This is a genomic window from Paraburkholderia tropica, from assembly GCF_014171495.1.
Taxonomy (GTDB): domain Bacteria; phylum Pseudomonadota; class Gammaproteobacteria; order Burkholderiales; family Burkholderiaceae; genus Paraburkholderia; species Paraburkholderia tropica.
In genome coordinates, this window is the sequence record NZ_CP049134.1 from 650,879 (window position 1) to 665,922 (window position 15,044).

Annotated in this window: 4 protein-coding genes; 1 reads left to right on the forward strand and 3 read right to left on the reverse strand. The window is 67.0% G+C overall.

What is annotated here, in order from left to right; genetic code table 11:
- Nucleotides 1-18 precede the first annotated feature (18 nt).
- Nucleotides 19-1,095, forward strand: a complete 1,077-nt coding sequence (locus G5S35_RS02910; RefSeq protein WP_161495532.1) for a glycosyltransferase — start codon at nt 19-21, stop codon at nt 1,093-1,095.
- Between the two features lie 13 nt (nt 1,096-1,108).
- Here G5S35_RS02910 and G5S35_RS02915 read toward each other — a convergent pair whose 3' ends face one another.
- From G5S35_RS02915 to G5S35_RS02925, 3 genes are read right to left on the reverse strand one after another with little or no spacing between them, the layout of a single operon-like run.
- A complete protein-coding gene (locus G5S35_RS02915; RefSeq protein ID WP_183038559.1) occupies nt 1,109-2,284 on the reverse strand; it encodes an SGNH/GDSL hydrolase family protein in 1,176 nt (391 codons plus the stop codon).
- A gap of 20 nt (nt 2,285-2,304) precedes the next feature.
- Nucleotides 2,305-4,665, reverse strand: a complete 2,361-nt coding sequence (locus tag G5S35_RS02920) for a condensation domain-containing protein (protein WP_237181325.1) — start codon at nt 4,663-4,665, stop codon at nt 2,305-2,307.
- A 51-nt stretch (nt 4,666-4,716) separates the two neighbouring features.
- Nucleotides 4,717-14,766 (reverse strand): non-ribosomal peptide synthetase/type I polyketide synthase, encoded by a 10,050-nt coding sequence (locus tag G5S35_RS02925; RefSeq protein ID WP_183038561.1) that lies wholly within the window; start codon nt 14,764-14,766, stop codon nt 4,717-4,719.
- Nucleotides 14,767-15,044: the final 278 nt, after the last annotated feature.

The window sequence follows — 15,044 nt, forward strand, 5'->3', positions numbered from 1 at the left end:
CGCATAGTGGAGCAAGCAATGTCGATCGATGTCGATTTTTCGCTGGCGCTGAACGACCGCACCGGCAAGCTATTTCTCGGCAAGGATATTATTTCGACGCTGGGCGGGCAGGTCTCGCGCGTGCGTTACGGACGGTGGCACGAGTTTCCGCACAGCGATCTGATGCGCCGCGTCGTGGGCCGTCTGACGCACAAGGAAACGCTCGCGCGCGTGTATCGCTCGCCGTTCGCCGCGGTGTTGCCGGTGATACGCGATCCGCGTCCGACCTTGCATCTCGATCCGTTGAGCGTGGTGCGCCATCGGCTGGAGCCGCGCGATATCGTGCTGTGTCACGACGTCGGCCCGATCACGCATCCGCAGTATTTCGCGCCGGGCGTCGACGACTTGTATCTGCGTGCGTACGACCAGATTCGCCGCGTGAAACCGCATATGGTGTTTGTCAGCAAGACCTCGCAGCAGGAATTTCACCGGCTGTATGGCTGTGATTTTGCGTCGTCGAAGGTGATTTACATTCCCACGCGGCTCGGCGTGAAGGACGGCGAAGCGAAGGCTGTCGACGGTGTGGGCGCGCGTTTTCTGTTGACGGTCGGCAGCGTGGGCGATCGCAAGAATCAGGCGCGCTGCATCGAGGCGTTCGCGGCGAGCAGACTCGCGCAGCAAGGCTGGCAGTATGTCGTGGTGGGTGGCCGCGAGCCGGGCGCCGACACGGCCATTAATCTCGCGCGGCAGACGCCAGGCGTCGTGCTGCCCGGTTATACGACGGACGAGCAATTGCGCTGGCTGTACCGCAACGCATCCGGCTTCGTGCTGATGAGCTTGCTCGAAGGTTTCGGCATGCCGGTGATCGAGGCGATCGAGCACGACTTGCCGTGCCTCGTGTCGCGCTCCAGCATTCTGACTGAAGTGGGCGGCGACGCGATGCTCGACGCCGATCCGCTCGAACTCGAATCGATCGCGATGGGCATGCAGGCGCTCGCCGCCATGCCCGCCGACGAGCGTCAGCGCAGAATCGACCAGGCTCGCCGCCATTTGCAGATCTTCGCGCGCGAACCGATTCTTGCCTGCTGGCGGGAATTGATCGAGCGGATGGGCTAACGCGTCGAGTGAGTCAAGGCGCAGCGGTGGAGGTGAGGGGAGCCGCCGCCGCATGCGTCGAACCCGCAGAATTCGCGGCAAAGCTCGGCTGCAAGAAGCCCAACACCTGCGCGTCCGTGATCGGTTCGATATGCAGCCCGAACGCGGTGTTCAGCGCGGCGATCAGATGCTGCGTCCAGAGCGTATTCCAGACCACGCCCGCGTGGCCGTCCGAGAGCACCGCATTGTGCGGATCGTCGCCCGACGTATTGGTCACAGCCCAACCCGGCGGAAGCCGCAGCGTCTTGTAGCGCGGGCGGCCCTGCGCGTCGCGCGCGCCCCATAGACCGCGGAACCACGCGCGATCGTCGAGAAAAACCACATGCTGTCGATCGGCGGCCGCGAGCTTGCGCAAGCCGTTGTCGTAGCGATCGAGGCCCGCATCGATATTGGCGATCGCCGCGCCGGACTGCCAGCTGTCGAACTCGATCGACCAGTCCGCATTGCTGAGCACGCCGACGAGCACGACATGCGTATCCGGATGATGCGAGCGGATCAGCGCCACCGTCTTGCCGATCTCGGCGAGGCAGGCGTCGATGCGCGCGTTCGGCTCCGGCGCGTTGCGATCGTGCGACAGCGCGTCGAGCACCGCGTGATCGCCGAGGTCGTTGATGCCGATGCGGATCAGCACGACGCCGCCGCGCCAGGCTTCGGATTCGCCGTCCATCAACTCGACGAGGCGAATGGCCTGGCGCTGCGAATGCCCGAGCAACTGGCTGCAATTCGCGCCGCTCACGGCGAAGTCGTAGCGATAGTCGTCCTTGCGCGGCGTGCGGGCCGACGCGCCGAACGCTTCGTCCACGTAGGCGCGCACCTTGCCGCTGCCCCAAGCGCCCCATGCGCCGAGATCGACCTGATCGCCGCGCAGGCGCGCCAGCACTTCGGTCCACTGCCAGGTGGTGGCGCGCCACGCGCCGCCGCGCATGTCGGGGCCACCGAGCATCAGCGTGTCGTGATAGGACTGGCTGTCCGAGTCGCCGAGCACGGCGAAACGGATCTTCGCGTCCGGCCGCTCCGCCGCCGACGCCGTTGCGGCCATCGCAACGGGCGGGCGGCGGAACAGGCCGGGCGCGGCCAGCTTCGCGCACAGCGCGACGAGCGTCAGCGCGCTGCAAAACGCCACCACCAGCACTCTGCGCGAAGGCGACATGAAGCGATCCTTGCGTGTCGTCAGGCGTGCGCCGGGCGCGTGAAGGGAGCGGGCGCGTCGCGGTCGTCCGCGCTGTTCGCCGCGCTGCTGCTGACATCGCTGCGAACACCTTGCGTCTCGATGCCCGCCAGGCGGTTGCGCAATTGTTCGCCCATCACCGCCGAGCCCGCTGCGCGGAACATCTGGTTGTGCATGCCAGGCACTTCGGTCACGACCAGCTTGCCCGTCACCACGTCGCCCCAGCCCATGTCGTTCGCGAACAGGCGTCCCTTGAGCACCTGCGCACTGCGGAAGATCTGCACGTTGCCGTCGTAAGGCGCGGGACGGTAGCGCGCCTGTTGCTCGCGCAGATAGCCGATATTGCGGCCATACCAGAGGTTTTCGTCGACCACGTTGCCGCCGGGATCCTGCTTCAGCAGGCCGAGCTTGAGGCCGATCTGGATCAGGCGGAACCAGCGTACCGTGCGGAATTGCTGGAGGAAATGGATCATCGACATTTCGCCGCGCCTCGTCGCGCGGAAGTCGCGCGGAATGTCGTCGCTGCGGACCTGAATCTTGCGCAGGATCTTGTCGTACCACGGCATCGATTCGCGATAGCCGGGCCGCCACGAGTCGTTGAGGATCACGAGTTCCACCGTGTCGCCTTCGCGCCGCATCTGATGAGCGGCTTCGAGCGCCATCGCGCCCAGCACGCAATAACCCATCAGGATGTACGGGCCTTCGGGCTGAATGCGCTTGATGAGGCGCACGGCGTCGGCGGCGATGTCCTCGAAGGCGCGCGGCGGGAAGTGCTGCGGCGTCTTCGGCACCATCGGCATGTCGACGATGGCGCGTTGCGCGCCCACCTGCTGCGCGAGTTCGTAGAACACGGCGACGTTGTTGAGCACGATGATGGGCGTCTGCGTGCCGTCCTCGTTGAAGCGCACGACGCTTTGCACCTTCGCATCCATCTCGGCCTGGCTGATGAAGGCGCTGTTGCCGACGCCCGCTGCGATTTGCGTCTGCGTTTGTGCCTGAACTTGAGAATGAACGGGTGCGGCTTTCTGCGCCGCCACCGGCGCCGTGATCTCCACGTTCTGCAGCACATCGCGCCACGTCGCGAGATGTGCGTCGATGGTGGCCACGTCGTAAAGATCGAGATCGCCTTCGCACGAAATGCGCCAGCCTTCCGGACGGCGCACCATGAAGAAGTTGAGGTCGTAGAGCGCGCCCGCGTTGAACGATGGCGAGGTGGTCGCGGCGAACGCGTCGCGGCGCACTTCGTCGCCCATGCCGACGAAGCTCTGCTGCAACGCGAAGTTCACCGAACACAGCGGCGGCCGATCCGTGCTTGCCGCTTCGCCGGCCATCTCGCGCATCTCCTCGAACGGCACGTGCAGATGTTCGATGGCGTCGCTGAGCTTCGCGCCGCATTGCGCGATCACCGAAGCGAGCGTGCTGTCCGGCGCGACGTCGAGGCGCAGGATCACCGTGTTGATCAGCGGTCCGATCACGCCTTCGAGTTCCTGCTGGTCGCGCACCGACATTTGCGTGCCGATGGCGACGCGCGCCGTGTTCGAGCTACCCGTGGCCTTCTGCAACGCCACGGCGAGACTCGCCGCCGCCACGCTGAACAGCGTCACGCCTTGCGCCTTCGCCGCCGCGATCAAATGCTCGCTCAGTTCGAGCGGCAGCAGGATCGAGCGAATTGCGCCCTGGAAGCGGCGCTCCTGCCCACGCGCGCGGTCGCCCGGCACGTCGAAGCGGCTGAAATCGCGCAGCTCGTTGCGCCAGTGCGCGCGCGCACGATCGAGCGCGCCGCTGGCGAGAAACTCTTCTTTCCACAGCGCGTAGTCGCCGTGATGCAGATCGACGTCGGCGTACGCGGCGTCCTTGCCCGCATGCAGCGCGGCGAGGCCTTCGACGAGTTCGCGCACGACAATCGCAAACGACCAGCCGTCCATCACGAGCGAATGGAAGGTCAGTTGCAGCTCGCCTTGCGTCGACGAACGCGGCAGCCACACGGCGCGGAAGTACGAGCGCGAGGCGAGATCGAACGGCGTGCGCGCCTGCTCGCCGCCCACGCGTTGCGCTTCGGCCAGCGCGGCCTGATCGTCGAGACCGCTCAGATCGATCACGTCGAGACGGAAGGGCGCGTCGCTCCACACCTGCTGACGCAACCCCGCGCCCGTCATCAGAAAACCGGTGCGCAGGATTTCGTGGCGCGCGACCAGATCGGCGAGCACCTGTTCGAGACTCGCGGCATTCAGCGGCCCCGACAGTTGCAGCCGGAACGCGATGTTCAGCGCCGACGCGTGCGGCGCGGCCTTCTGCTCATGCCAGAACCGCGTCTGGCAGGCGGTCGCCGGGAACAGCGCGTAGCCGCTATCCAACGCTGCCACGCTATCCGCTGCTTCCGTCGGCGCGATCTTCAACGCTATCCCGTTCATCGCTCACATGCCTCCTGCGTTGCGACGCTTGAAGTTGAGGATCGAGGGTCGCGCGACCGCGGCTACTTCGGCCACGGCTTCGACTTGCGCGCCATCGAGACTCGCCGCGAGTTGCGCGATCGAGACGTTCTTCATCAGTTGACGCGCATCGACGCCGAGACCGCGCTCGTTCATGCGGGCGACGATGCGGAACAGTTGCAGGCTGTCCGCGCCGAGGCTGAAGAACGGCTGGTCGATGCCGATTTGCTGCACGCCGAGCACGTCCGACCAGATCGAGACGAGCGTGGCTTGCGTGGGCGTCAGCGCGGCGGGTTCGCTGGCGGCATCCGTGGTGCTCGCGGCGCCTTGCGCTTCGACCGGCGCGGCCGTCTGCGGCACGGCCTTGAGCGTCGCATGCGCGGCCGGAGCCGGACGCGCGGGCGCGGCCACCATGTCGGCGCTCGGCACCGGCAGCGCCTTGCGGTCGAGCTTGCCGTTCTGCGTTTGCGGCAGCGCGTCGAGCACCATCCACAGCGTCGGGACCATGTAGGTCGGCAGTTCCACCGCCACGTACGCGGCGATCTCGCCGAGATCGGCCATGCCTTGCTGCGTTTCGACGACATAACCGACGAGGCGCGGATGATCGTTGACCGTATGCAGCGCGACCGCCGCCGCCGCGACGCCCGGCGCTTTACGCAGCGCGGCCTCGATATCCTCGATCTCGATGCGGAAGCCGCGCAGCTTGATCTGCTGATCGCGGCGGCCCAGATGCTGGAGCGCGCCATCGGCCAGACGCTTCGCGAGGTCGCCGGTGCGATAGAGACGCGCGGGCGCCGCGCCTTCGACGGCGATGGTGCGGAACGCGGCGTCCGTGAGGTCGGGGCGGTTGAAGTAGCCCGTCGCGAGTCCTTCGCCGCCGATCCACAGTTCGCCGGTCACGCCTTCCGGCGCGAGACGCAGATCGTCGGTCAGCACGTGCAGTTGCGTGTTCGCGAGCGGCGCGCCGAGCACGACGGCGCCGTTCGGCTGCACGCGCGCGGCGGCGGACCAGATTGTCGTTTCGGTCGGGCCGTAGAGGTTCCAGACTTCGGCGCCGGTGGCGAGCAGCGCATCGGCGAGATCACGCGGCAGCGGTTCGCCGCCGCAGAGAATCTTGAAGCCTTGCGGCGCCTTGAAACCGGCTTCGAGCAGCATGCGCCACAGCGACGGCGTGGCTTGCAATACCGTGGACGCCTGCGCCTTCAGTCGCGACACCAGCTCGTAACCCGTGCGCACTTCCGCGTGGCCCGCGACGAACACCTGGCCGCCGGTCACGAGCGGCAGGAACAGTTCGAGGCCCGAAATATCGAACGAGAACGTGGTCACGGCGACGATGCGGTCCTGCGCGGTGAAGCCCGGCTCCTGCGCCATCGAAAGCAGGAAGTTGCTCAGCGCGCGATGGGGAATTTCCACGCCCTTCGGCTGGCCCGTCGAACCCGAGGTGAAGATCACGTAGGCCGCATCGGCGTCCTGCACGCGGGGCAGCGCGACGCTTGCGTCCTGATGCTGCGCGAGCAGCGTTTCCAGTTCGAGCACGCGATGATCGCCCGGTTCCAGCACGGCGCGGCTGCCCGCGTCGCTGAGCACGGCGGCAATGCCCGCGCCGTCGAGAATCTGACGCAGGCGCGCAGCCGGCATCGTCATGTCGAGCGGCACGTAGGCGCAGCCCGCGCGCCACACGCCGATCATCGCGGCGACGGTCATCGCCGTGCGTTCCATCGCGATCGCGACGCGGCCGTGCTGGGCGATGCCTGCCGCTACGAGACGGCGTGCGATCTGATTGGCGCGCGCGTCGAGTTCGCTGTAGCTCAAGCTCGCGAATTCGTCGGCGACGGCGACGGCATCGGGCGTCTTGTGCGCCTGCGCGGCGATCAGCGCGGGCGTCGTCTGCGTGAGATCGTAGGCGCGCTGCGAGGCGTTCAGTTCGTCGCGCAGATGGCGGATCTCGGCGTCGCCGAGCAGCGGCAGCGTGGCGATGGACGCGTCGGCGTCGCGGGCGATCGCGCCCAGCAGCGTTTCGTAGTAACCGAGCCAGCGCTGGATCGTCGATTCGTCGTAGACGTCGGTGTTGAAGTCGCAATCGAGACGCAGGCCTTGCGCCGATTCGATCACGTTCAGGAACAGATCGAAGTTGCTATACGCCTTCGCGTTCGGCGCGAAGCGCGTGCTCACGCCCGCCATGTCGAGCTGCGAATCGACCTTCTCCAGATTGAATTGCAGATCGGTCAGCGGCAGGCGGCTGAAGTCGCGCTTGATGCCGAGGTCGCGCACCAGCGCGCCGTAGGTGTAGTTCTGGCGATCGCCCGCATCGTAGAGATGATCGCGCACGGCCTTCATGTGCGTGGCGAACGACTGCGCGCCGTCGAACTTCACGCGCAGCGGCAGGAAGTTCACGCAGTGGCCCGCGAGCAGCGCTTCGCCGGCTTGCGATTGACCCGCCATCGGCGCGGCGATCACCACGTCGTCGCGGCCCGCGAGGCGGCCGAACAGCACTTGCGCTGCGCCGAACAGCGCGGCGAACAGCGAGCAGCCTTGTTTCGACGCGGTGGTCTTGACCTGCTTGAGCAGATCGGCGCTCAACAGACGCGTGGTCGATGCGCCATTGAAGCTCTTCACTTCGGGACGCGCGCGGTCGCCGGGCAAGTCGAGTTGGGGCGCGCCTTCGCGATGCAGATTCATCCAGAAGTCGCGCGTTTCCTGATCGACGCCGGCTTCGTCCTGCGCCTTCGCGAAAGCGAGGAAGCTCTGCACGTCATCGAGTTCGGCGGGCGTGCCCGAGACTTCGGCGGCGTAGAGCGCCTGCAGATCGCGCAGGATGATGTTGATCGACCAGCCGTCGCAGATGATGTGATGCGCCGTGAACACGAAGGCCCACTTGTTTGCTTCGAGACGCACGAGCGCGGCGCGGGCCAGCGGCGCACGCGTGAGGTCGAAGACTTCGCGCGCTTCGGCGTCGATGAGCGCGGCGAGTTGTGCGTGCGCGTCGGCTTGCGTCGAGAGGTCGATCTGTTCGAGCGGCACGCGGGCGTCGGCATCGGCGAACATCGTGTCGCCGACGCGCGAGAAGTGCGCGCGCAGCGCATCGTGTCGCGCGACCGTCGCCGCGAACGCACGCTCGAAGGCGGCTTCGTTCAGATCGCCCGACAATTCCAGCGTGAACGATTCATTGAACGCGAGCGAAGCTTCATGGCTTTGCTGCGCCGACATCCAGATTTCCTTCTGCGGTTCGGTCAGCGGCGCTTGCGTCGGCGCGGGCGCTGCGGTTGCGGCTGCCGGAATCGATGCTGGCTGCGCCGTGCCGCCGAGAATGCCCGCGGCTTGCAGCGCGGCGATCGCTTCGACGAAGGCGTCGCCGATCTTGCGGATGTCTTCGTCGGAATGGCTTGTGGTCAGGAAGCACGGGAAGCCTTCCATGATGTGCACGCCGAGGAAGCGCATATACGCGTAGAACAGGCTGCCCAGGCGATCTTCGCCCGCGAAGCTGATGTAGAACCAGCTCGAGAAGGTCTCCGCGCGCGTGGCGATGCCCACCTTTTCCAGATGCGTGTTGATGCGTTGCACGAGGCCGTCCATGCGCGCGCCGAGCGTTTCCTGCAGCGCGGGGCCGGCTGCCTGCAGATGCAGCAGCACGGCCTTCATCGCGGCGAGCACGACCGGATGACGCACGAAGGTGCCCGCGAAGAACGTCGGCGGCACTTCGGGCACCGAGGCATCGCCGAATTGCCATTGGCCGCCGTCGAGCGCGTCCATGTACTGCGCGCTACCTGCGAGCACGCCCACCGGCAAACCGCCGCCGACGACCTTGCCGTACGTGGCCATGTCGCCCTTGATGCCCCAGTAGCCTTGCATGCCGGCTGGGTGCACGCGGAAGCCCGTCACCACTTCGTCGACGATCAGCGCCGATTCGTTCGCGGCCGTCACGTCGCGCAGTTGCTGCACGAACTCCTTCGGACGCAGATTCGGATGGCGCGACTGCACCGGCTCGATCAGCACGGCGGCGATGTCGTCGATATTGGCCTTGATCCACTCCAGGCTTTCCGAGCGCGCGTAGGGCAGCACGACCATGTTGCCGACCGAGCTGTTCGGGATGCCGGGGGCGAGCGGGAACGCGCGCGGCACGCCGGCTTCGCTGCCCGGCTTGACGAGCACTTCGTCGAACTGGCCGTGATAGTCGCCGTCGAAGCAGACCACCTTGTCCTTGCCCGTCACCGTGCGCGCGAGACGCATCGCGGCCATCACGGCTTCCGAGCCCGTGTTGCAGAACGTGACGCGTTCGTGGCCGGTCATGTCGGCGAACATCTGCGCGACTTCGCCCGCGAGCGGCGATTGCGGTCCGATCGCGAAGCCTTCGGCCATTTGCGCGTTGACGGCCTCCACGACGAAGTCGGGCGTGTGGCCGAATGCGGTCTGGCCGTAGCCGTTCACGAGGTCGATGTATTCGTTGCCGTCGACGTCCCAGATCTTCGAGCCCTTCGAGCGTTGCGCGACGATCGGATAGACGAGTTCCTTCCATTCTTCGCGGAAGCCGCTCGCGGTGCGCGGGTCGGCGAGCACGGCGCGGTACGTCTGCGTGCGCGACTTCGACGTGGCGGTTTTGGCCGAGTAGCGCGTGGCGAGATCGGTGATGAAGGCGCTTTGCACGTCGGTCATCTGCGCCGAGGTCGTCGCGCCGGGCTTGTAGGCGGTGAAGCGCGTCGGGCGGTTTTCCTCGAACTTGATTTCGGGACCGGCGGCGTGGGCTGCTGCTGCGGGTGCTGCCGCTACGGGCGCTGCAACTGCTGCTGCAACCGGCGCTGCAACCGGTGTTGCAACTGCCGCCGGTGCCGCGATCGCCGCAACGGGCTGAGCGACGGCGACCGGCACGCCTTGCAGCACGTCGAGCTGACGCGTCATCAGCGACTGCATGGCGGCGATCTGATCGCGGATCACCGATTGCACGTCGCCCGTGACAGGCAGCGCGGTCACGGCGGTCACCGCAGTCGCAACCGGCGCGGTGACAGTCGGTGCAGCGACCGGCGCAGCAGCAACCGGTGCAACCACCGCAGCCGTTTCAACCGGCGCGGGCGCGGCTACGGGTTCCGGATCGGGCGGCAGCGCGCCGTCGAGGAACTGTGCGAGCGCGGGCAGCGTCGGGTAGTCGCTCATGATCTGGCGGAAGCTGATCGTCACGTCGTAACGGCGGCGCAACTGGCGCGAGACCTGACCCATGAACAGCGAGTCGTAGCCGAGATCCCAGAAGGTCACATCCGGATTGGACGTGTCCGGCGCTTCGCCCGACATTTCGGTGAGGAGCGACGCCAGTTCGGCGACGAGACGCGGCTTGCGGTCGATTTGAGCGGTTTGGGCCATGGCGGTCTGGGAATGGTCGGTAATCGCGTGAGTGGAAGCGGGCGTGGCAATCGCCGCCGCTTGCGTCTGCAGTTGCGTCTGTAGTTGCGTTTGTTCTTGCGTCGTTATTTGCGTTTGTTCTTGTGCGGCAGCGGGTCGAGCGGCGGCCGTGGCGGGCGCGTCGATCCAGTGGCGTTCGGGCTCGAACGGATACGTCGGCAGCGCGATACGGCGGGCATCCGCGCCATGCAGCGCGCGCCAGTCCGGCGTCGCGCCGTTGAGCCAGAGCCGCCCGGTCGCTTCGGCAAGCACGCTCAGTTCGCGTTCGCGCTGCGCGAAATCGGGCAGCGAGGCGATGGCGGCTTGATAGCGGTCCTTCGTCAGCCCTTGCGTCGCGAAGGTCGCGAGCGTGCGGCCCGGGCCGATTTCGAGCAGCAGCGGCTTACCCTGCGCGGTAACGGTCGCGAGCGCATCGGCGAAACGCACCACGTCGCGGCAATGGCTGGCCCAGTAGCGGCCCGACACCGGACGATCGGACGCCGCCCATTGCCCCGTCACCGACGACACATACGGAATCTTCGGCGGCGCGAACGTCAGGCGGTCCGCGACCTTGGCCAGTTCTTCCACCACGCCGGACATCATGCGCGAGTGGAACGCGTGCGACGTATGCAGGCGCCGATGTTCGATATCGCGCGCCTTCAGCGTGGCCTCGAACGCTTCGATGGCCGCGAACGGACCGGCCACGACGCTCAGCGTCGGCGCGTTGATGGCGGCGAGATCGACGTCTTCGGGCAGCGCGGCGCGCAGTTCGGCTTCGGGCAGACGCACGACCAGCATCGCGCCCGGTTCGGCCGACTGCATCAGCGCGCCGCGTTGCGCGATCAGCCGCAGCGCGTCCTCGAATTCGATCGCTTCGGCCACGCAGGCCGCGACCAGTTCGCCGACGCTATGGCCGATCATCGCCGTCGGCCGCACGCCGCGCGAGATCCACAACTGCGCCAGCGCGTATTCGGTGAGGAACAGCGCGGGCTGCGCGTAGATCGTCGAGCGGATCGGATGCGGTGTGTCGTCGCCTTCGGGCACGTCGCCCAGCAGCATCGTGCGGATGTCGAGGCCGAGATGCGGCGCGAGCGCTTCCGCACCCTTGTCGATCCACTCGCGATACACCGGCTCGCTGCGATAGAGCGCCGCGCCCATGCCCGGATACTGCGCGCCCTGACCGGGGAACATGAAGACGACGGCGGGCGCGGCTTGCGGCGCCTGCGCTTCGAGCGCGCCTTTTTGCAGCTTCGCCTGCGCCTGATCGAGCGTTTCGGCGACGATCACCGCGCGATGCGAAAACGCGCGACGGCCCGTTTGCAGCGTCGCGGCTACGTCGGCGAGCGCGAGTGGCGGATGGGATGCGAGCGGGTTGGCCAGGTAAGTTGCGAGATTCGCTTTCGCGCGTTCGAGCGCGGCGGCGCTGCGTGCCGAAATCGGCAGGATCTGCGGCGCGGGTTCCGCGTGCGCATCGACGCGTTCGCGCAGCGGCGCTTCTTCGAGCACGACGTGCACGTTCGTGCCGCCCACGCCGAACGAACTCACGCCCGCGCGGCGCGGTGTCGAGCCCTCGGTCCATGCGCGCGCGGCCGTGTTGAAGTAGAACGGGCTGCGCGCCGCATCGATGCCCGGATTCGGCGATTGGAAATGCGAGAGCGGCGGCAGCGTGCGCTCGCGCAGCGCGAGCGACGCCGCGATCAGACCGGTGACGCCCGCAGCCGCATCGAGATGGCCAACGTTTGCCTTCGCGGACCCGAGCGCGCAGAACTGGCCGCCTTCCACGCCGCCCAGACGGAACGCCTGCACGAGCCCCGCGAATTCGATCGGATCGCCTAGCGGCGTGGCCGTGCCGTGCGCTTCCACATAGCCGATGGTCGCCGGATCGATGCCCGCTTCGGCGTGCGCGATGGTGATGGCGCGCGCCTGCGCGTCGACGCTCGGCGCGGTGAAGCCGACCTTGTCCGAGCCGTCGTTGTTCATGCCGACGCCGCGAATCACGGCGCTGATCGGATCGTTGTCGGCGAGCGCGTCTTCGAGGCGCTTGAGTAGCACCACGCCCGCGCCGCTGCCGAACACCGTGCCTTGCGCGTGCGCGTCGAACGGACGGCACACGCCGTCGGCCGCGCCCATGCCGCCTTCCTGGTAGAAGTAGCCGCGCTTCTGCGGGAAGGTGATCGACACGCCGCCGGCCAGCGCCATGTCGCAGCGTCCCGCGCGCAGATTTTCGACGGCGAGGCCGATCGCGGTGAGCGAGGTCGAGCAGGCCGTCTGCACCGAAATCGCCGGGCCTTTGAGACCGAGCTTGTACGCCGTGCGCGTGGCGACGAAATCGCCCGCGCCGACCAGTTTCTGATACTCGCCGATCTGGAACTGGCTCGTGAATTCGTCGATCACGGCGCGGTCGGAGAGCACGTGCTTGAGGAAGTACGTGTTCATCGACGTGCCCGCGAACACGCCGACCGCGCCCGCGACGGCGGCGGGATCGTAGCCCGCGTCCTCGAACGCTTCCCACGCGATTTCGAGGAACAGGCGCTGCTGCGGATCGGTCAGCGCGGCTTCGCGCGCGAGCATGCCGAAGAAGCCCGCGTCGAAACGATCGACGTCGGGCAGGATCGGGCGCGCCTTCACGTAGCTCGGATCGCGGCGCATGGCGTCGTCGAAACTGTCTTCGAGTTCCGACACATCGAAATGCGTGACGCAGTCGCGGCCCGCGAGCAGATTCGCCCACAGTTGCGCGACGTTGCGCGCGCCCGGAAAGCGTCCGGCCATGCCGATCACGGCGATGGCGCCGCTCGTCTGCGTGCGGCGCGCTTCGAGCTTGCCGCCTTGCGGCGCGCCGAGCGTGGCGCGCAGATGCGCGGCCAAAGCGTCGACGTTCGGATGGCGGAACAGATCGACGAGCGCAAGACCTTGCGTGACGTCGCGCGCGATGATCGCGTGCGCGCGCATCAGATCGAGCGAGCGCAGACCGAGGTCGAAGAAGTTCGCGCGACGGTCGACGGGCTTGCCGAGCAGACCTTCGAACACGGCGGCGAGCGGGTCGGCGAGGTCGTGCTCTTGCGATTGCGATTGCGTCTGAGTTTGCGTGCTTGCCGAAGGCGCGGCGGCGATATCGAGTTCCGCGAGCAACGCCTTGCGATTGATCTTGCCGTTCGGCGTGAGCGGGAAGTCGGGCAGCACGCGCAGTTCGGTCGGCACCATGTAATCGGGCAGCGCCGCTTTCAGATGCGTGCGCAGCGCGTCGACGAAGGCGGCAGCCGAAGCCGCGTCGGCCTTCACGAAGCCCGCGATCGCTTTGCCGTTGCGGCCTTCGAATGCAGCGACTGCCGCATCGGCGACGCCCGGCGCGACGCGCAGCGCATGTTCGATTTCATCGAGTTCGATGCGCTTGCCAGCGATCTTGATCTGCCGGTCGTTGCGGCCGAGGAAGTCGATCGCGCCGTCCGCGCGGCGGCGCACGAGGTCGCCGGTGCGATAGAGCTTCGCGCCTTGCGTAAAGACATCGTCGACGAATTTCTCGGCCGTCAATTCCGGACGATTCAGATAGCCGAGCGCCACGCCGTCGCCGCCCACCACGAGTTCGCCCACTTCGCCATCGGTGACCGGCGCGAGTTTGTCATCGACGATATACGCCTGCGTGCCGGCAATCGCGTAGCCGATAGGAATCGCGTCGCCATGTGCGAGCGCTTCGTCGCGCGGAATGCGAAAGCAGCACGAAAACGTGGTGTTTTCGGTCGGACCATAACCGTTGACGACTTGCACTCCGGCGTGCGCGTCCATCACTTTGCGCACGTGCAGCGGCGACAGCACGTCGCCGCCCGTGAGCACGTCGTGGAGCGGCGCGAACGCTTCGAGCCGATAGTCGGCGAGCGCGTTGAAGAGGCCCGCCGTGAACCACGCGCTCGTCGCGCCGAGCCGCGCGATTTCGGCGGCGATGGCGTCGAGCGAAGGCTGGACTTCGTTGATGATCGCGGCGCATCCGCCGTTGAGCAGCGGGCCCCAGATTTCCAGCGTGCTTGCGTCGAACGCAAGCGGCGCGAGATTGAGCAAGCGCGTGTCCGGCGTGAGCGCGGTGAAGGTCTGGCCGTGCACGAGACGCAGGATCGCGCGATGCGGAACGATCACGCCCTTCGGCTTGCCGGTCGAACCCGACGTGTACATGATGTAGGCCGCGTCGTCGCGTTCGCTCGCGTGCGGCGCGGCGGGCGCGGCGTGTTGCGCGGCGGCGATGAGGTCGGCGAGATCGACGGGCGCGCCGTATGCGCCGTGCGAATCGCCGGCGTTCGCGAGCGTGCTCGCATCGGCGATCACGAGTTTGGGCGCGCAATCGGCGACGATGAAATCGAGCTGCGCGCGCGGATAGGCCGGATCGAGCGGCACATAGACCGCGCCCACGCGCAGGATCGCGAGGATCAGCGCGAGCGTGTCGCGGCTGCGCGGCACCATGATCGCGCAGCGTTCGCCCGCGGCGAGCCCGCGTTCGCGCAAAACGGTTGCGAGCCGCGCCGAACGGTCGCCGAGATCGGCATAGCGCTCGTCGCCCGTTGCGTCGACGGCGGCAAGGCGATCGCCGAATTGCGCGCGTATCGTTTCGAAACGTGCAACGACGCCCGGTCCCGTCTCTGAGCCGCGTGGCGATGCAGCGGACAAATCATCGCGATGTGACATTTGCCGGTCTCCCAATAACTTTTGATCGGCCATCGGAAATCATTGGATCGTCGATTCGTCACCGTTTGCGCGATGCCCCGTTGCACCGCGGTGAGTTCACGACCTGAAGAAAAACCCCGTTACCGCTCGACTTGTTCTCGCCTGGCCGCGTGTTCAGCGGCCATCTGGAGGCGAGAAATATTCTGTAAGTCAAATTTAATTTTCTGAGGCGCGACTGTCCGTACGGCGTCGCACACACGGACGCGCGGCGAGTCCTGCGCGCAACACCGCGTGCCGTT

What these genes read in the sequence shown, in the direction of transcription:
- G5S35_RS02925 (WP_183038561.1), bottom strand. Translation starts at nt 14,766, where the DNA reads ATGTCACATCGCGATGATTTGTCCGCTGCATCGCCACGCGGCTCAGAG.
- G5S35_RS02915 (WP_183038559.1), bottom strand. Translation starts at nt 2,284, where the DNA reads ATGTCGCCTTCGCGCAGAGTGCTGGTGGTGGCGTTTTGCAGCGCGCTG.
- G5S35_RS02910 (WP_161495532.1), top strand. Translation starts at nt 19, where the DNA reads ATGTCGATCGATGTCGATTTTTCGCTGGCGCTGAACGACCGCACCGGC.